Source organism: Planotetraspora sp. GP83 (genome assembly GCF_041262585.1).
Classification (GTDB): Bacteria; Actinomycetota; Actinomycetes; order Streptosporangiales; family Streptosporangiaceae; genus JAOEGB01.
Genome location: NZ_JBGCBZ010000004.1, coordinates 66,743 through 85,229, shown reverse-complemented (window position 1 = coordinate 85,229; position 18,487 = coordinate 66,743). Strand labels below are relative to the sequence as shown.

Sequence of the window (18,487 nt, the reverse complement as noted above, 5' to 3'; positions counted from 1 at the left end):
CGGCCAGTCGCACCTCAAGAGCATAGGGTCCCGCACGCGCTGTCACCGGGCTCCCAGCGCGTCCGACGCGTTCGGCCAGGTGCGGATGCGCAGCGGGCCCAGGTGGTCCGAGACGACGCCGACAACGACCTGCCCCGTGAGCCGCGAGTAGCCAGCTACCGCGCGGGCGCGAGTGCCACACCCGCCCCGCGCGGGGCCGCCGCGCCGACCCCTGCCAGGACGGCGCCGAGCGCCAGCCAGCCCAGCGCGCCCGCCGGGAAGACGACCGCGGTGAGGACGAGCGGCATCACGAGCATCTGGACGGTCGTGCCGAGGCTGAACCTGGCGAGGTAGACCGCCCGGCCGTGCTCGGGTGCGAGATCGAAGGAGAGCTTCCAGCCGCCCGCCGACTGCACCAGCTCCGCCGCGGTGAGGAACAGCACGGCGACGACCGCGAGCGCGATGCCGGGCACCCCGGACACGGACGGCAGCAGCACGGCCGTCACGCAGCAGGCGGCCAGCAGCGCGCCGGCGACGGCCAGCGACCGCGCGGCCGACAGGGTCGTGTCGACGCGGGCGCTCACCGGCACCTGGAGCAGGACCGCGAGCACCGTGTTGACCCCGAAGAGCAGCGGGACCGTCAGCTCGGGGAGATCGGTCGCACTGATGATCCACAACGGCAGCCCGACGGAGAGCAGGGTCATGTGGGTGGTGAGCACGCCGTTCACGACGGTCATGGCCAGGTAGCGGCGATCCTCCAGCAGGCCGGCCAGCTTGCGGGGCGCGGCGGTCCTCGCCGCGGAGGGCGCCTCGGGCCGGGACAGCCTCGTCGCGAGCGCGGCGGCGACGACGAAGCTCACCGCGTTGACGAGCACGACGCTCCGGTAGCCGCCCAGCACCGGAGCGACCGACACCAGCGCGGCGACCCCGGATCCCAGGGCGAAGCCGACGTTGCGGGTCGACCGGATCCAGGCGAGCGCCCGCTGCCGGTCGGCGTCTCCGACCACCACGCCGACCAGCTCCTGCTGGATCGGGGCGGTCGGCTTGTCCACGAGCCCGAGAAGGCAGACCACGAACAGGTAGGCGGGAAAGCTGCCGACGAGCGCGTAGGCCGCGAAACAGGCGGCCCTCGCGAGCAGCAGCCCGAGGTAGACCGGCCGCGCGCCCACGCGGTGAGCCACATGGCCCCACGGCACGGTCGCGGCCAGGCCGACCAGCGCCGAGACGGTGACCCCGACGCCGATCTGGCTGGACGACAGGCCCACCGTCCGGGTGAAGTACAGCGCCGAGCCCGCGAGGAACGTGCCGGTGCCCACGGCGTCGATGAGCGCGGCGACGCCGAAGATGGTGATGTCGCGGTTGCGAGGAGCCATCCAGGCAGCCATCCGGCCAGCCATCAGGGCTCGCTCGGTTCGATCACGATGCCGGCGTTGAACCACGCCGCCAGCTCTCTCAGCCGCCGCTCGCACTCCGCTCTGGTGGGGGCGGAGCCCACGAAGGTGGCCATGAAGTCCCCGGCGAAGAGGGCCCCTGGCGTGACCTGGCCGGGCCGCACGAGGAGCCGGTAGTGCTCCACCCAGTCGAACGGCGGCTGCCCCTCCGGAACGCTGATCACCTTGCCGGCGCGTTTGAGCAGCAGAAGCTGGCCCGCCATCTGCGTCGGCTCCAGCCGTGTGTCGCTCTCGGGCAGCGGCATCGGCAGCCCGAGCTGCGCCCGCACCCAGCACTCGCTCGGGTCGGCGGAGAACATCGTCCGCACGGTGTCCCGGATCGCCGCGCCGGCCGTACGGCAGGCGATCTCGCACAGCACCAGCCGGTCGTCCGGCGTGTGGAAGATCTCGGCGTGGAAGGTGAAGGTCTCGGGGGAGGGCAGCGCGCCGAGGATGCGGTCCACCAGGTCGATGAGCCGCAGGGAGAGCGGGTCGTCCGCGTCGAGCGTGAGGTCGAGCCGCGGGCTGTGGTCGCCCCTGAAGACGGCCAGCGCGTACTGGTACTGCGACGGCCAGGAGAACACGACCCGGCCGCCGACCACCAGCCCGTCGACGTGGCACATCAGCCCGGGGACGTACGACTCGACCATCAGGTTGGGCAGGCTCGGCCCGCCCAGGTCGAGGCCGTTGAGGAACGCGTCCAGGTCGGGCTCGGTGCGGATGATGGTGACGTCGATGGACCCGCCGCCGTCACGCGGCTTGACGACGACGGGAAGCCCCTGCTCGCGCACGAAGGCGATGATGTCGGTCGCGCACTCCACCTCGGTGTACGGCGCGACCTCCACGCCGGCGGCCTGGACCAGCTCCTTCGTGAGGATCTTGCTCCGGAACGGGGTGACGCTGGCCAGGTCCTGGCCGGGCAGGCCGAGGATCCCCCGGAGCTGGGCCGCCCGCTCCAGGTCCCGCTCCTGGGTGGCGACGATGTGGCGGACCCCGTGCTCTCGGGCGAGCTCCAGCGCGCGCACCTCGACCTGCCCGCCGAGGTCGTAGTCGTCGATCGCCTCCGCATGACGGTAACCGTCCCGGGGGAGCTCCTCGCCGAACTGGTCAAGCTGCTCCCGCGACGCGAGGAGCAGCAGGTCGCCGCCGTATTCCGCCAGCCACTGGTCGTACGCGCTGCCCGCGAGCGAGCCGCGATGCAGGATCAGAACGCTCATGAGACTTCCTCTAGCTGGGGGGCCAGGCCGGCCTGGGCGCGGACCGCGTCGCGCGCCCGCGCTTCGCCGAAATCGCAGGCCACCGAGCCGACGACCCACGCCCCGCCGGCCGTACGGCATGCCTCCACGGCGTAGGGGTAGGGGCCGGCCGGTGGCGGCAGGGCCGCGAACGCGGCGCGGGCGACGGCGGGCACGTCCGTGGAGTCGCCCGTGGAGTCGCCCGCGTCCGGTCGCCAGGAATCGAGGTCCGTCACGACCAGGCTCCGCTCGATTTGCGGCTCCGCCATGAGGTCCGGCAGGGATTCGAGCTTGCCGGAGATCCCGCCGAGCGTGAACTCGCGCACCTCGGCCTCGTCCCGGAGCGTCGCGACGGTGGGCCACCCGCTCGTACGGCGCCGCCGGACCGTCAGGGGGAAGCCCCATTCGTGGGCGAACCAGTAGAGGTCCGACACCCGGCGCACCGCCGCGAAGGGCACGGTGGGGACCGCCTCTCCGGCCAGCCTCTGCCGCATGGCCACCAGGTCCCGGAACAGGATCGCACTCTCCCGGCCCTGTCCCGGAAGGCCGAGATGGTCGCGCAGGGCTCCCGCCCGGATCGCGTCCACCGCGGCGGTCGCGACGATCGCCGCGACCGTCCGGACCTCCGCGAGCGCGAGCACGGCCCGCTCGACCTGGGCCGACGCCTCGTAACGGGCGAACGGGCGCACCTCGGCGTAGCCGTCCGTGTCCCGGATCTCCGCCGGGGAGCGCCCCGTGAAGAGCACCACGTCGGCCCCGGCCAGCCACGACGGGTAGGGCAGGAGCGGGCCGGACGGCGCGTCAAGCACCACTACGGTCATCGGGTCCCTCCTCATCCGGCCGCGTGCGCCAGGGCGGGGGCCGCCGTCCGGACGGTCACCGAGTCGATCAGCCGCTCGCAGAGCTCGACGGCGGCGTCGGTGTCGGGCCCGGAAACGGCGACCAGGCCGATACGGTCCCAGTTGTCCTGGAGGGACCGGATGTTGTCACCGGCCTTCACGCTGACCTCGGTGGCCAGCACGGCCGGGTTGGCGTGGACCTCCTCGACGCCCTCGATCGCCGCCACCTGGCCGGTCTCGCCGTGCAGGAAGCGCACGCAGGCCCCGCCCAGCGCCGGCGGCCGGTCCGGCAGCTCGTCGACCAGCCGGAACGGCCAGCCGACCGTGTAGGTCAGCAGGTCGATGCCGTAGGCCGACGTCACGAGGTCCCTGATCCGGTCGCCGCCGATGCGGTTGTGCCCCTCGATCACGATCGGCCCGCGCTCGCTGAGCCGCACCTCGGTGTGGGTGGGCCCGTCCTTGACGCCGATCGTGTCGAGGAAGGTGGTGACCGCCGCGACGATCGCGTCCTCGTCCTCCCGGCCGAGGCGGGCGGGCAGCGCGTGGCCCAGCTCCGCGAAGTGCGCCTCGTCCACCAGCTTCTCGGTGACCGCCAGCACGACGTGGCGCCCGGCGAAGCTGAACGCCTCGACGCTGAACTCCGGCCCGCTGACGTACTCCTCCATGATGAATTCCTGGATCGTGAACAGCGTGGTCCCGCGGGTGACGCCGACCTCCCGCAGGTGCAGCACCTCGGCGTAAACGCCGTCGATGTCCTGCGGGCCGGTGACGCGGTGCACGCCGTAGCCCGCCGTCATGTCGGTGGGCTTGACGATGAACGGATACCCGTGGCGCGCGCCGAACGACGCGAGGCTGTCCCGGCCGTCGACCAGCTCCGCGCCGATCGTCACGGCGCCGGACGCGGCCAGGTGCCGCCGCATCGCCCACTTGTCGCGCAGCCGGTGGGTCACCTCGTAGCCCGTGCCGCCCAGGCCGAGCAGGTCGTTGACCCTGCCCGCGATCTCCAGTCCGGGCTCGGTGAGCGACAGGGCGACGGGGAAGCGCCAGATCTCGTGGGCGGCCTGGGCCAGCGGCCCGGCCACCGACCAGTCGGTGTAGTCCACGTAGAAGGTGGCGTCGGCGAGCTTCGCCTGCACCGGGTCGATCTTCGTCGGGTGCTGGAAGAGCACCACGTCGAGGCCGAACGCCTTCGCGGTCCGAATGGTCTCCGTCTTGTGCCCGATGAGCAGGACGGTCTTCTCAGGTGTCATCAAAACTCCTTGAGCGTGGAGACCCCCGCCTTCAGGCGGGGGAGGAAACGCGGCACAGCGCCGCAAAGAAAATCGAACATAACCGCGATACTCGACCGATCTTTCGCTACCCCGTGTGGTCGCGCCCACTGCCCGAGGGTGCCGAGCCGTCCACGGTGACGGTGAGCAGGGACGCCGCTGGACGCTGGTTCGTGTCGATTCTGTGCCAGGACGCCATTAGCCTGCTGCCGGCATCGGCCGGGCGAGTGGGTGTGGATGCGGGTATCACCGCGCTGGTGACGCTGTCGACCGGGGAGAAGGTCGTCAACCCCGCCCATGAGCGGGCCGGCCAACGGAAACTGGCCAAGGCGCAGAAGGCGTTGGCTCGCAACGAGAAAGGCTCGGCCAACCGGGACAAGGCCAGACGGAAAGTCGCCCGGGTCTATGCGCGGATCGCCGACCGGCGCCGCGACTTCTTGCACAAACTGACCACACGGCTGGTTCGCGAGAATCAAGTGATCGCCGTGGAGGATCTGACCGCGCGGAACATGGTCAAGAACCACTCGCTGGCGCGTGCGATCTCGGACGCGTCGTGGCGGGAGTTGCGGACCATGCTGGAGTACAAGGCCGGGTGGTACGGGCGGGAACTGGTAGTGGTCGACCGGTGGTTTCCCTCCCCCATACTGTGCTCGGCCTGCGGGCATCTGCACGAGGCGATGCCGTTGCACGTCCGAGCTTGGCAGTGCGTCTGCGGCGTCACCCATGACCGGGACGTGAATGCCGCCGCCAACATCCTCGCCGCCGGGCTGGCGGAGAGGTGAAACGCCTGTGGAGCTGGTGTAAGACCTCAAAGGAGCCCTCCTGGCGGGCGACCGGCGACGAAGCAGGAATCCCCCTCCTTTAGGAGGGGGAGGAGTCAACTCAGTGCTCCTTCACGCTCGCGCTCATGGCCCGCGGGCCGTTGATGGTCGGCTTCGGCGGGCCGTACGACCGCCCGGAGCAGGCTCAGCGCGGCCGCGCAGCGCTCGGCCGCCTGGCCGGGCGAGTCGGCGTCGACGACGACATAGCCGTGCCTGGTCCTCGAATCCGTGACCGGGGGCAGCACGTCGCCCGGCTGGAACTTCACCTTGAGCGCGTGCACGTACGGCAGGGCCTCGATCTCGTCGAGACCGTCGAGGGACTCCAGCAGCCCCGGCCCGAGGTCGAAGAACTCGACGCAGCCCATCCGCTCGGCGGCGGGTGGCCGGGCCGGCTCGCCCCGGAGCGCCCGGTAGACCGCCGCCTCGACGTCGAAGCCGGTGGCCAGCTCGATCAGCAGAGGGATCCGATCGCCGCCGACCCTGGTCTGCGACTCGACGATCCTCGGGCCGCCGGCCGTCAGGATGACCTCCGTGTGCGCCGGCCCGAACCGGTAGCCCGCCGCGTCGAGGAACGCGGTGACCAGACCGGTCATCGAGGCCCATACGGCCTCCGTGAGCGGCGCCGGGTGCAGGTGGCCCGCCTCCACGAAGCCCGGCGGCGGCCCCAGCCTCTTGGCCGTCACGCCGAGGACGTGGTGCGTGCCGTCCGCGGTGAGGGTCTCCACGCTGAACTCCGGCCCTCGCAGCCGCTCCTCGACCAGGACCGGGCCTGTGTAGCCGTACGCGTCGAGGCTTTGGGCCCACTCGTCCAGGTCCGCCCGGTCACGGACGAGCCGTACGGCACGGCTGCCGTCGAGGCCGGTCGGCTTGACGACGACGGGCAGGTCGAAGGCGCCGAGCACGCGTGGCACCTCGGCGGGGGAGTCCACGGCGGCGAACCGCACCGGTGAGAGCCCGTGCTCCCGCAGCAGCCCCCTCATCGCGGCCTTGTCGTTGATCTGCCGGATGGCGGACGGCGGGTTCGGCGCGAGCCCCAGCGAGCCGGCCTCGTCGCAGACGGCCCACTGGGTGTCCTCCTTGCCGAGGTGCAGGACGTGGGCGACGTCGTGCCGCCTGGCCGTCTCCGCGACGAGGCGGCGCAGGGCCGCCACGTCGGAGAAGTCGGCCAGGATCAGCTCCTCGGCATGCGCCGCCACCGCGTCCAGGTAGGCGGGCGACTCGTACGAGGGATCCCAGATCGCGTAGACCTGGAAGCCCTCCGCCACCGCCTTACGGACGTACTGCTGGTACGGCATGAGCATGAGAATTCTCGTCAAAGAGACCTCCGTTCCGGTCCAGGTCGCCGGGCCGCCCGGCGGGAAGGAAGACGCCGCCGGGCGAGCCGAACCGGTCCCGTCCGGCGTCCCAGACGACCTCGCCCCGGCGGACGGTCAGCGTGGGACGGCCCACGAAAGTCCAGCCGTCGTAGGCTGACCAGCCACACTTGCTGCGCGGCTCGACCGGGCCGAAGGTCCATCGTTCCTGCGCGTCGAACACTACGAGATCCGCGTCCAGTCCCGGGGCGATTCGCCCCTTTCGGGCGGACAGGCCGAAGAGCCGTGCCGGGTTGTCCGCACACAGCCGGGCGATCAGCCGGAGCAGGACGCCGGGATCGGCGTCCGGACGGCGGGCCGCCATGCCGGTGAACACCGCGGGCAGCAGCTCCTGGACACCGGGAAGCCCCGGCGGGGCGTCGGCCGGAGCGCGTAGCTTCTCGTCGAGGCCGTGCGGGGCGTGGTCGCTCCCGATGGTGGCGACCTGGCCCTGCCACACGGCCTCCCAGAGCCGCTCCCGGTCGTGCATGGACCGGATGGCCGGGCTGAGCCGGGCCCGCGCGCCGAGCCGCGCCACGTCGGCGGCGGTGAACGACAGGTGGTGCGGGGTGACCTCGAACGTCACCGGCAGCCCCTGGGCCGCCGCCGCGGCGAGCAGGTCCGCCTCCTCCGCCGTGGACACGTGGACGATGTGGACGGCCGTGCCGTACCGCTGGACGAGCTCGATCACCTTGGCGACCGCCACGATGGCCCCGCTGCGGGGCCGGTGGGGCTCGTAGTCGCTGTAGGCCTCCGGGGCGCCGCGCCAGCCGTCGAGGAGCTGGAACACCGCGTCGTCCTCGGCGTGCAGCAGCAGCCGCAGCCCCGCTCCGGCCGCGGTGGCGAACACGTCGCGCAGCACCTCGGGGTCGCGGATGACGTTGGGTGCGGTGTGGTGGCCGGCGAGGAACGCCTTGGCGCTGACCGCGGCCGCCGGGTCCGCGCCGGCCAGCAGGTCCACGCGATCGGGCCGGACGCCCAGATGGAACCGGAAGTCGACCAGCGAATCGCCGCTGATCAGCTCCACCTTGCCCGCCACCTCGGCGGGATCGGCCAGCGGCGGCACCGTGTTGGGCATGTCGATCACGGTGGTGACGCCCCCGGCCACCGCGGCGCGGCTTCCGTGCCGCCAGTCCTCCTTGTGCGTCAGCCCGGGGGTGCGGAAGTGCACGTGGGAGTCGATCAGGCCGGGCATGACGTAACGCCCCCGGGCGTCGATCACGCTCCGCGCGGGCGGCTCTGCCGAGGGCGGCACGATCTCCGCGATGCGGCCGTCCCTGACCGTCACGCCGCCGGGCGTCACGCCGTCCGGGGTGACCAGCAGCGCGTTGCGCACGAGCAGATCGGCGGCCTCGCCGCGCGTGGTCAGCTCAGCCACTGGGCGCTCACCAGCTCCCGGCAAAGGTCGTTGGTCGGCCCCATGAGCGCCACGGCGCGGGCGTCCCGCTGGAGGCGGTTCACCAGGTGCGACCGGAGGAAGCCGGCGCTGCCGAGCATCCGCGCGACGTCGGCCATGACGTCCTCGCACACGGCCGAGGCGAACAGCTTGCTGTGCAGCGTGGTCAGCCCAGGGTTCTCGGCGTCCCTGCGACCGGCCTGCTCGACGATGGCCCTGGCCGCCTCGATCCGGGTGGCCAGGTCGACGAGCTGGTGGCGCACCGCCTGGTTCTCGAGCTGGCCGCGTTTGCCCAGCCCGGCCACCAGGTGGGCGTATCCGGCCTCGGCGACTCCCACGCTGACCGCGCCCAGCGACGCGCCGGAGTCCCGCACCCGCGCGATGATGCTCGCGGCCTGGCCGGGCTCGCCCAGCCGGTCCCTGTCGGGCACCAGGCAGCGGTGCAGGGTGATGCCGCCCGTCGCCGAGCTCCGCATGCCGACGAGGTCCATCGCCGGGTTGTTGACCAGCCCCGGGTTGGTAGCCTCCACCAGGAAGAACGTCTGGCCCGCCGCACCGTAGGCCACCTCCTGCACGCCCTTGTCCCCGGACTGGGTGAGCACGAGGTAGACGTCGGCGATCCCGGCGCCGGTCACGAAGGCCTTCACGCCGTTGATCTCCCAGGTCCCGTCGTCGTGGGCAACGGCGACGGTCGACAGGTCGCGCTTGTTCGCCCCGGCCCCGGTTTCGCTCCAGGCGGAGGCCGCCAGCCACCTCCCCGAGGCCAGCTCGGGCAGGATGCGCTCCCGCTGCTCGTGGGTCCCGTGCTCAACCAGCCGCGCCGTGACGGCGAAGTGCTGGAACAGCACGATCGCCATCGAGGCGTCCGCGCGGGCCACCCGTATCACCAGCCGGTTGGTGTCAGTGGCGTCGCCGCCCCACCCGCCGTGCGACACCGGGACGGCCGCGCCCAGCACCCCCGAGCCGCGAAGGGCCTCCAGCGCGTCATCGGCCGGCCTGCCGTGCTCGTCGGCGGTGGGCGCGGTGCTCTCCAGGACCGATAAGAGGTCCGATAACGATCGCGTCTTCAACATGGTCAAGCCAGCAGAGACAGGCATTCGGCACTCTCCTTGCCAACAAAGCGATGTAGTGGCTCGACGGCGACGGAACCGAGGAAGCGGACGGTCTTGCCGCTGATGCTCACCCAGTGCAGCGCGCTCTCCGGCGAGTTGCCGCTGATCGCGGTGGAGACGTTCGTGCTCCCTCCGGGAGTGTCGATCTCGACGGAACCAGGCGTGCAGCCCGCCCTGGTGGCCAGGCGGAAGGGGATGGTGCCCTCGATCGCGGAGGCCGCGCCGAGGCAGGTCGCCCCGGTGAGCGCCAGCGTCGGGTGCCAGCTCGGCACCGAGATGGCCCGTACGGCGAGCCGTCCGGGCGTGAACTGCCCGACCATCGCCACCTTCGGGAACGTCCCGGTGACCGGCCAGCGCAGCAGCGACGCGGCGGCGGCCCGCACCTCCGACATCCGTGAGAACAGCACGGGATCGTTCGCGAACAGCTCCCGCCGGCTTCCGACGCGGAGGTCCGCGGCGTCGATGAAGACGTACGGGTTGCCCATCGAGACCAGGGAGACGGGGATCCGGGTGCCGACGGCCTCGACCGAGGTGACCGGCTCACCGGTCAGCAGCAGGTCGCCGAGCCGGTTCGACGGCTGGTGGAAGAGGTGGACGGTGAACCGGTTGCGGTGCCGGTCGGCCTCGTCGACCTCGCAGACCATGTTGTCGCCGTTGTTCAGCACCTGCACCCGCACCCGGTCGCCGGGGGCCAGTGGCCGGAGCCAGCCCAGGCGGGTGGCCGCGACGACCGACGCCAGAATGGAGTGCCCGCAACTCCCGCCCAGGTCGAACCCGGAGCCGTCGCCAGGGAGGGCCTGGACGAACCGGTAGTCCAGGTCGAAGGCGGGATGCGGCGACCGGCCGATGAGTGCGATCTTGAGCACCGAGCCGACCCCTCGGGAGATCAGCCACTGCCGGACGGCGGTGAGCACGCCCAGCAGTTCCCCCTCCTCCTCGGGGAGCGGGGTCCTGTCCAGCACGAGCGTGGGGCAGGGACTCCCCTCGGCGTAGGCGAAGTACCCGATCACCTGACCGCCCCCTGGCCCGTGGCGGCCCATCTGCGCACGCCGAACTGGTCGATCCATAACTGGTAGATCAGCAGTGCCCAGATCGCCGACGCCGCTGTGGCTGACGGCCGCTGGAGCTGGTGCTCGAACAGCCCCGTCACGGCGGCCGGATCGAGCAGCCCGTCCCGCCGCAGCCGGGACGGCGACAGGACGCTCCTGGCGAAGTCGAGCAGCGGCTCCCCCGAGCGGAGCATGGCCTGGATGGGCAGGGTGAACGGCTGCTTGGGCCGGTCGAGCACCGAGCGGGGCAGGGACGTCCCGGCCGCCGCGTAGAGCACCCTCTTGCGCCGGTCCCCGAGCACCTTGTGGTCCACCGGCAGCCGGCCGGCCAGCCTTACGACCGCGGGCTGGCAGAAGGGCAGCCGCACCTCCACGGCGTGCGCCATGCTCAGGTGGTCGACCCGGCGGAGATGGTAGGCGGGGAGCCGGAGCCCGATCTCGATCTCCGACAGCCGCGCCATCCGGTCCAGCCGCGAGGTGCGGAGCTGCTCGGCCAGCCGGGAGGACACCGATCCCTCGCGCTCGATGTAGTCCCGGTACTCGCCGGTGTAGAGCCTGGTCCGCATGGCCGACGGCACGGCGGCAAGCGCCTCGACGTAGGGATCGACCCAGTCGTCGCCCGCCGTGGCGAGCGCCTGCGTGATCCGGTCGTATCCGCCGAACAGTTCGTCCGCCGCGTCGCCGGTCAGGGCGACCTTGAACCCGGCCTGGCTGACCTCCCGGAACAGCAGGTAGGTGCTCAGCGTGATCGGGTCGGCGTTCGGCTGCCCGAGATGCCAGACCACGTCGGGCAGCAGGTCGGGGAACGACCGCGGGTCGGCGAGCACCTGGTGGTGGACGGTTCCGCAGCGCTCGGCCACCTCGCGGGCGTAGTGGCGCTCGTCCGCGGGCCAGTCGCCCTGGTAGGCGATGTTGAAGCTGTGCAGCGCCGGCGCGGCCTCCGCCGCGAAGGCCGTGACCAGGCTGGAGTCCAGCCCGCCGCTGGTGATGGTGGAGACCGGGACGTCGGCGACCAGCAGGCGCTGCACCTCGCCGCGCAGCACCTCGCGCGTCTCCCGGACCGAGACATCAAAGCTGGCGCCGGTCGCCGCGCGCCGCGTTGTGTCCCGCGTTGTGTCCCGCGTCGTGTCATGCGTAGGGTCCTGGGGCGTGTCCCCACCGCGCCGCCAGATCCGTAACTCGCCGTTCGGGCGGACCACCGCCGTCGAGGCGGGTGGCATGACACGGATGTGGCTGAAGGCGGTCTGCTCGCCGAACGGCGTTTTCGTGGCCAGATAGGAGTCCAGGCTCCACTGCGCCGGCTCCGGATCCACGCCCGGCACGGCGAGCAGCGCCGGTATCTCCGAGGCGAAGTAGAACCGGCTCTCATGCGGTTTGCGGTGGTAGTACAGCGGCTTCATGCCGATGTCGTCGACCGCGAGGACCAGCGTGGGCCCGTCGCCCCGCAGGTCCAGCACGGCCACCGCGTACATCCCGTCCAGCCGCTCGGGGAAGTCGGCGCCGTGCTCCAGGTAGAGGGCCGGGATGACGGACCCGTCGCACTCGTCCGGGATGGCGTAGCCCTTGCCGCGCAGCTCGCTCCTGAGCCGCGCGTGGTTGTAGATCTCCCCGTTGAAGACGACCTGGATCCGGCCGCCCAGCTCGGTGTACGGCTGGTCCCCGCCGTCGACGTCCATGATGGCCAGGCGGTTGTTGCCGACAGCGGAGTCGCCCAGGAGGCGGCTGACCTGCGCGTCCGGCCCACCGTGCCGCTGGAGCGCCGACAGGGTCCGCAGATGGTGAGGGGTCACCTCCTGGTCGAGGCAACCGAAGATCCGGCACATCACCGGACCTCGGCGGACACGCCGGCGAAGTCGTACAGCGCCGGGTCGAACGGGGTCGGCCCGCCGAACGCGACGAAGCGGCGCGCCTCCTCGCCGGACTGCGGGTTACGGGCCCCGTGGAGGACGTTCGGCGGCGCGAAGACCCCGTCGCCGGGGCCCAGGTCGATCCAGCGGTCCTCGAGGTAGAACTGCCCGGTGCCCTCGAAGACGAAGTAGGCCTCGTCGCTCGCGGGGTGGAGGTGAACGTTGAAGGTCTCCTCAGGCATCATGATCCCGCAGTGCAGGCACAGGCGCGCGCTGCCGGTGCCCGGCCAGAACAGGAAGTTCATCGTGGCCGTACGGCTCGCCGACGCGACCTGCCCGGTGCCGGGGAAGCCGGCGAGCCGGGTCTCGGCGTTCCACAGCGAGCGGAACCTGGCCGGCCTGCTGCCCCGGGGGCTGCCCTCGGGCAGGACGCTGCCCCACACGTAGACCGTCATCTCCGTGTCGCCGGCCGACACGGAGTAGGCGCTGCCGGTCGGCGAGTACAGAGCGGAGGCCGCGCCCATCGGCGAGGACTCGGAGTCGACGGTGCCGGCCCCCGACCCGGCCAGCACCACCGCGACGTTCTCTTCGCCCGCGGCCTCCGGCGGCGCCCACCGGCCGCCAGGCGGGATCTTGACGGCGTCGACGGTGACGAACTGCGCACCGATCTCGGGGCCGACCATCGGGCTCACCCAGCACTCGCCGTGCGGCCGATACTCCAGCTCGGCACCGCGCAGCACCACGCCCGTCGCCCGCCTGATCAGGTTGCTCATGGGCACCAGCTCCCTATCTTCCGGCGGCCACGCGGCTGCGCCGACTGGTCCTCCCGGGCCGTCACTGGCCCGGCTTGGTCGCCCATACGACCCGGTTGAACAGCTCCACGGGCTCGGTCGCGACGATCCGCGGGTCCGCGAAACCGGCGTCGGAAAGCGCCTCGACCCAGAACTCGGCGGTGGCCAGGATCTCGCCGTCCTCGCGGATGAACAGCGGCAGCAGGTCGAGCTGGAGCAGCATGCGCTCAAGGCTGGCGTGCAGGAGGTAGTAGCGCGCCTTGGCGGTCAGCAGCTCGAAGACGTCGAGCACCCGGTCGCGATCGCCGGGCTCGCCCATCACCCGGCAGTACTGGTCGGCGTTGATGAACCGCCCACCGGGCTTGAGCACCCGGAACGCCTCGGCCGCCGAGACCCGCTTGTCCTCGTGGCTGAGGTGGTGGAGGGCGAAGCTGGAGATGATGACGTCGAAGGACTCGTCGGCGAACTGGGAGAGGTCCTCGGCCGCGCCCTCCACGAACCGGGTCTTCGGGTCGCCGGCGAACTTCACGCGGGCGTCGGCCACCATGTTCGGCGCAGGGTCCAGGCCGACGAACTCGGCGTCGGGGAGGATCTCCCGGCACATCGCGGTGAGGCGGCCGGTGCCGCTGCCCAGGTCCAGCAGGCTCTTGGCGTCGCGTGGCAGCAGGTCGAGCACGCCGGCCAGCAGCGCGACGTTCGACGGGTCGGTGGCCAGCACCACGTCGTAGTCGGTGTTCAGTTCGTTCCAGTGGGTGTCGGTGGACACAGCGGTCGTCATCGGATCCCTACTTTCGGTAATCGCCGGCTCATGCCGTTTTGATGGGGTGCCGCCGCCGGGGCGCCCATGTGGGTCCCCGGGGCGACGTCGTGCAGCACCAGTGACTGGGCGCCGATCACCGCGTCGTCGCCCACGTCGATCGGGCCGAGCACGGTGGCGTTCGCGCCGACGACCACGCGGTCGCCGATTCGCGGATGGCGGCGCTCTCCGGGGGGCCTCAGACTGTCGCGCCACCAGCCGACCGCACCCAGCGTGACCTGCTGGTAGATCGTCACGTCGTCGCCGACGATCGCGGTCTCGCCGATCACCACGGCGGCCCCGTGGTCGATGAAGACGCGGCGTCCCACCACGGCTCCGGGATGGATCTCGATGCCGCCGGAGACGACGCGCGCGACGTTGCTCACCAACCGTGCCAGCACGCGGTGCCGGCGCCGGATCAACGCGTGGGCCAGGCGGTGAGCCCAGATCGCGGGGATCATCGGATGGAGGAGCGCCTCTCCGACGCTGTGGATCGAGGGGTCCCGGACCATAACCGTGTGGAGATCCTCCTCGGCGCGAGCCAGAATTTGCGGCAGGCCAGCCATGATCAGTCTCCTAAGAGGAAACGGCGCGTTCCCATTCCTCTGGTGGTCCCGCGTCGGCGAACACGGTGAGGACGAGGGCGTCCGGCGGCAGCGTCTCGGCCAGCCGCCACGCCGCGAGCCAGTTGGCGGCCGAGGAGCTCCCGATGCGGATGCCGGTGAGGTCGAGGAACCGGCGCATCGCCGAGAACGCCTCGGGGGCGGTCAGCGTGATGTGCGTGGTGTCCGGGACGAACGACTCGACGAAGGGATGAAGGAGCCCGTAGCCGAGCCCGCCACCACCGGAGAACTTGGGTTGCGTGTTGGGAAGGGCGGGCGTGCCGTACGGCATCTCGGCGGGGGTGATGCCGGCGACCGCCAGATCGGGGAACTTCGCGCGCAGGGCGAGCGCGACACCGGCGAGCGTGCCCGCTGAGCCGATCCCGGCCATCCAGTGCGTGGGCTTCCTGTCGCCGAGCTGGCGCAGGATCTCGTGGCCGGTGCCGTAGAGGTGGACGGCGACGTTCGCCAGGTTCCGGTGCTGGTAGAGGAGCGTCCAGCTCGGGTCCTTCGCGGCGATGTCCAGGGCCAGGTCGACGATGCCCATGATCCCCTTGGCGCCGTCCACCAGGTCGGCCTGCACGCCGTACGCCTCGATGGCGCGCAGCCAGCTCGCGGGGATGAAGGCCGGCAGCGTGAACCGCATCGGGATGCCGGTGAACTGCGCCAGGTAGCCGAACGCCCTGGCCAGACTGCCGCCGGAGTAGTCGAGGATCTTGAGTGGCGGTCCGCTCTCGTCGTGGCCGCGGATCGCCTCGCACAGCAGCGCGTAGGCCACCCGGTCCTTCACCGAGCCGGCCGGGTTCTCGAACTCGCACTTGGCCGCGATCCGCGCGCCGCCCTCGGGGGACGGCACGTCAAGCAGAGTGGTGTTACCGATCAGGTCGCGGCATGCCGCGAGGCCCGGGTACCGGCGCAGGGCCGGACCGTCGTCGATGGGGGTGAGCCGGAGGCTGGGCAGCGGGTCGTCCAGCCGGCAGAAGGTTCCGCTGATCATTCGAGTCCTCTCCGGGGGTCGGACTTCGGCGTACGCGAGGCTGGGAGCCCTGTGCACGATCACGCTGCGACGCGGACTTATCGTCACAACCAGCCGGACAGGGGTGCATCTTCTCAATTGCGCGATTCGATTTGCTTGCGTGAGGGATGTAAATCGACAGCAGGGCTGTTATAATGCGCGCCATTTTCCGTGTCAGGCGAGGCGCTCAGATTCGGCGGTTTTTCCGCACGATTGCGATTGAGGACGTGAAACGGTTCGCGGAAACTATGACGATGACCGCCACCAAGAGGTCCGCTACCGAGAAGACCGCCACCAAGAACAGGGCCACCGTGTGGGCGACGTTCCGTGAGTCGCCGCTGGCGGTGAAGATACTTCTGGCCGGCATATTCGTGAACCGCCTGAGCGGGTTCCTCAACATCTTCCTGGTGCTGTTCCTGACCTCCAGGGGTTATTCGGCAGGCCAGGCCGTGATCGCGCTCGGTGTCCACGGCGCGGGCGCGATCGTCGGCGTCCTCATAGGCGGGGCGCTGGCCGACCGGCTCGGGGCGCGGAACGCGACCGTGATCAGCATGGGCAGCTCGAGCGCGCTGATCGCCTCGCTGCTGTTCCTCCCGAACTACGCGCTGCTGCTGTGCGCGGTGGCTCTGGTCAGCCTCATGGGCCAGATGTACCGGCCCGCCTCCGCCACGCTCCTTTCGGAGCTGACGCCCGAGGGCCGGCAGATCATGATCTTCGCGATGTACCGGTTCGGGCTGAACGTCGGCGCCACGGCCGCGCCGCTGATCGGGTTCGCGCTGTACAACCTCAACCACCAGCGCTACGACCTGCTGTTCCTGGGTCAGGCCCTGATCGCGCTCGTCTACGCCGCGCTCGCCCGGGTCGCGCTGCCGCCCGGCCGGGCCGCCGGCACGAGCACCGGGACCGGCGAGTCCGGACCGCGCCACCTGGCGGTGCTCCGCGACCGGCGCTTCGTCCTCTACCTCGCCGCCATGTTCCTCCACTCGATCGTCTACGTGCAGTACCTGTCCACGCTGCCGCTCGACGTGAAGGCGGCCGGGCTGAAGATCTTCTGGTACACGCTGGCGGTGTCCCTCAACGGCTTCATCGTGATCGCGTTCGAGCTGCTGGTGACGAAGCTCTCGCAGAGCTGGCCGTTCAGGGTGACGGTCGTGTCGGGCTTCGCCCTGGTCGGGGCCGGGGTCGCCTTCTACGGCCTGCCGATGGGCCCCGCCGTCGTCATCACCGGCACGCTGATCTGGTCGCTCGGCGAGATCGTCAGCGGCCCGGCGATCTACGCGTACCCCGGCATCGCGGCCCCGCCGGGTCTCAAGGGCAGGTACATCGGCGCCTTCCAGTTCGTCGTCGGGCTCGGCACGGCCGCCGGTCCGCTGGTGGGCGGCTGGCTGTTCATCCAGCTCGGGCACCAGGTCTGGCCGGTGCTCGCCGTCTGCTCGCTCACCGCCATCGCGCTCGGCCTCGTCGCCGTCCGTACGCCACCCGCGCCGGCGCCCGCCGAGACCTCGGGGGACAGCGCGGCGTCGGGGGAGGGCGCGGCGTCGGGGGAGGGCGCGGCCGAGCTCTCCCCCGCGAGCACCTGACCGAGCGAACCGGTCAGCCGTCGATGCGGTGAGTGGTCCAGAACGACGACAGGTCGACCGAGGTCGCGGCCTGGGCGGCGGCCTTGAAGTCCGCGGTGGTCGAGATCCCGTACCAGTGGGCGGTGGCGTAGCTCTTCAGCAGGTTCTGCATCGCCGTCGTGCCGATCGTGCGCCGCAGGTCGTGTAGCGCGCACTTGCCGTAGTTGTAGACCACGGTTCCGTACCGGCTCGAATGGGCGTCCCAGTAGGCCATCGAATTGCTGATCTTCTCGGCCGGCGACTGCCAGGAGACGCTGTTCCAGCAGTTGGTGCCCGAGATGTTGTTGTACAGGTCGGTCGCGTAGTCGGTGAACGACTCGTCCAGCCACGGGCTGTTGTACTCGTCGTCGCCGACGATGCCGTACCACCACTGATGGGCCAGTTCGTGGGCGAGGGCCGTGGAGCTGACCACGTCGAGCACGAAGCCGGGATACTCCATGCCGCCGAACCAGAAGTTGTTGTCCAGCACCACGTCCGTCTCGCCGTACGGATAGGCCCCGAACCGCCCGGCGTGGGCGACGAGCGCGTTCTTCGCGGTGGTCATCATCGAGCCGGCGCTGCCCGCACTGACCGAACTCACCCGGTAGACGTTCACCACGACGCCCGTGGTGGTGGTGCCGGTGGTCCTGACGAACGGCCCGGCCGCCCACGCGAACTCGCGGACGTTCTTGGCGGTGGCCTTGGTGATCGTACGGCCGGACGTCCCCGGCGTGTCGACGGAGGTGCCGGTGGCGGGCACGAGCAGCGAGGCCGGGTGGTCCAGCGTGACCGAGTAGTCACTGATGAGCGCGTAGAAGGACTCACCGTTGTTGGTATACGGGTCGAGGTGCCAGCCGCTCGCGTCGCGGACTGCCAGCACCGGCAGCGCGTTGCCGATGAAGTTGTAGGACCCGTCGTGGCCGAACCGGTCCGCGCCGGTGGGCACCACGATGCTCAGGTCGAACCCGACCGAGGTGCTCTGGTTCTGGTTGAGCGGGGTGGGCAGTGTGATCTTCAGCGCGGTACAGGCGACGGACAGCGGGGACGGCGTGCCCCCGGTCACGTTGGTCACGGTGACCGGTGTGGAGGGGCAGGTCCCGTGGTAGTTGTCCCACAACCGGAGGTAGACCTCGGCCAACGGGTCCGCGGACGGGTTGGTGAAGGTGACGCTCTCGTGTCCTGTCCATGTGCTGCCCGACGCGTTGCTGGTCAGGGCGACCGTGTAGGAGGGCGATGATGGAGTTCGCGTGCCGTCCACCGCGAAGGCGGCTGATGGAACACCCCAAACCAGGAAGAGTACGGCTGCCGCAGTGGAGATCAGGACTCGTCGCACCATGAGGAACGGTTCTCCCTTCGA

Annotated in this window: 15 protein-coding genes and 1 pseudogene; 2 read left to right on the top strand and 14 right to left on the bottom strand. The window is 71.0% G+C overall.

From position 1 onward, the window contains the following. Nucleotides 1-155: 155 nt before the first annotated feature. Genes ABH927_RS07060 through ABH927_RS07045 form a run of 4 tightly spaced genes read right to left on the bottom strand, consistent with a single transcriptional unit; the run spans nt 156 to nt 4,733 of the window. Nucleotides 156-1,352, bottom strand: coding sequence for an MFS transporter (locus ABH927_RS07060; RefSeq protein ID WP_370019182.1), 1,197 nt, complete (start codon nt 1,350-1,352; stop codon nt 156-158). 23 nt (nt 1,353-1,375) lie between these two features. Further along, the gene (locus ABH927_RS07055) at nt 1,376-2,626 is read right to left on the bottom strand and encodes an acetyl-CoA carboxylase biotin carboxylase subunit family protein (protein WP_370019181.1); all 1,251 of its coding nucleotides are present in this window, start codon (nt 2,624-2,626) and stop codon (nt 1,376-1,378) included. After that, nucleotides 2,623-3,465, bottom strand: a complete 843-nt coding sequence (locus ABH927_RS07050; RefSeq protein ID WP_370019179.1) for a hypothetical protein — start codon at nt 3,463-3,465, stop codon at nt 2,623-2,625. Before ABH927_RS07050 ends, ABH927_RS07055 begins: the two co-directional genes overlap by 4 nt. A gap of 11 nt (nt 3,466-3,476) precedes the next feature. Beyond that, entirely contained in the window at nt 3,477-4,733 is a 1,257-nt protein-coding gene (locus ABH927_RS07045; protein ID WP_370019177.1) for an ATP-grasp domain-containing protein, read from the bottom strand. A 23-nt stretch (nt 4,734-4,756) separates the two neighbouring features. On the opposite strand from ABH927_RS07045, the pseudogene ABH927_RS07040 reads away from it, so the two are divergent. After that, nucleotides 4,757-5,677: pseudogene (locus tag ABH927_RS07040) on the top strand (RNA-guided endonuclease TnpB family protein); the annotation flags it as partial. Here ABH927_RS07040 and ABH927_RS07035 read toward each other — a convergent pair. From ABH927_RS07035 to ABH927_RS06995, 9 genes are all read right to left on the bottom strand, one after another. Further along, on the bottom strand, nt 5,629-6,888 hold the full coding sequence (locus tag ABH927_RS07035; protein WP_370019175.1) for an ATP-grasp domain-containing protein: 1,260 nt from the start codon (nt 6,886-6,888) through the stop codon (nt 5,629-5,631). The pseudogene ABH927_RS07040 and the gene ABH927_RS07035 sit on opposite strands and share 49 nt — an antisense overlap. After that, complete coding sequence (locus ABH927_RS07030; RefSeq protein ID WP_370019174.1) at nt 6,842-8,302, bottom strand: dihydroorotase family protein; 1,461 nt, start codon at nt 8,300-8,302, stop codon at nt 6,842-6,844. Before ABH927_RS07030 ends, ABH927_RS07035 begins: the two co-directional genes overlap by 47 nt. Beyond that, on the bottom strand, nt 8,290-9,417 hold the full coding sequence (locus ABH927_RS07025) for an acyl-CoA dehydrogenase family protein (protein ID WP_370019172.1): 1,128 nt from the start codon (nt 9,415-9,417) through the stop codon (nt 8,290-8,292). The genes ABH927_RS07030 and ABH927_RS07025 overlap by 13 nt, the downstream gene beginning before the upstream one ends. Next, nucleotides 9,396-10,442 carry a PrpF domain-containing protein gene (locus ABH927_RS07020; protein WP_370019170.1) on the bottom strand — a complete coding sequence of 349 codons (1,047 nt, stop codon included), beginning with the start codon at nt 10,440-10,442 and terminating at the stop codon, nt 9,396-9,398. Before ABH927_RS07020 ends, ABH927_RS07025 begins: the two co-directional genes overlap by 22 nt. Then, complete coding sequence (gene asnB / locus ABH927_RS07015; RefSeq protein WP_370019168.1) at nt 10,439-12,304, bottom strand: asparagine synthase (glutamine-hydrolyzing); 1,866 nt, start codon at nt 12,302-12,304, stop codon at nt 10,439-10,441. The genes ABH927_RS07020 and asnB overlap by 4 nt, the downstream gene beginning before the upstream one ends. Further along, on the bottom strand, nt 12,304-13,101 hold the full coding sequence (locus tag ABH927_RS07010) for a cupin domain-containing protein (RefSeq protein WP_370019167.1): 798 nt from the start codon (nt 13,099-13,101) through the stop codon (nt 12,304-12,306). Before ABH927_RS07010 ends, asnB begins: the two co-directional genes overlap by 1 nt. A gap of 61 nt (nt 13,102-13,162) precedes the next feature. After that, complete coding sequence (locus tag ABH927_RS07005; protein ID WP_370019166.1) at nt 13,163-13,897, bottom strand: class I SAM-dependent methyltransferase; 735 nt, start codon at nt 13,895-13,897, stop codon at nt 13,163-13,165. Beyond that, nucleotides 13,894-14,481 (bottom strand): serine O-acetyltransferase EpsC, encoded by a 588-nt coding sequence (gene epsC, locus ABH927_RS07000; protein WP_370019164.1) that lies wholly within the window; start codon nt 14,479-14,481, stop codon nt 13,894-13,896. Before epsC ends, ABH927_RS07005 begins: the two co-directional genes overlap by 4 nt. A gap of 10 nt (nt 14,482-14,491) precedes the next feature. Continuing rightward, nucleotides 14,492-15,514, bottom strand: coding sequence for a PLP-dependent cysteine synthase family protein (locus ABH927_RS06995; RefSeq protein WP_370019162.1), 1,023 nt, complete (start codon nt 15,512-15,514; stop codon nt 14,492-14,494). Nucleotides 15,515-15,786: 272 nt separating this feature from the next. Here ABH927_RS06995 and ABH927_RS06990 point away from each other — a divergent pair, with 272 nt between their 5' ends. Continuing rightward, nucleotides 15,787-17,112: an MFS transporter gene (locus ABH927_RS06990; protein ID WP_370019160.1), complete on the top strand. Its 1,326-nt coding sequence runs from the start codon at nt 15,787-15,789 to the stop codon at nt 17,110-17,112. 13 nt (nt 17,113-17,125) lie between these two features. Here ABH927_RS06990 and ABH927_RS06985 read toward each other — a convergent pair whose 3' ends face one another. Then, the gene (locus ABH927_RS06985; protein WP_370019158.1) at nt 17,126-18,466 is read right to left on the bottom strand and encodes a M1 family metallopeptidase; all 1,341 of its coding nucleotides are present in this window, start codon (nt 18,464-18,466) and stop codon (nt 17,126-17,128) included. Between the last annotated feature and the right edge of the window lie 21 nt (nt 18,467-18,487).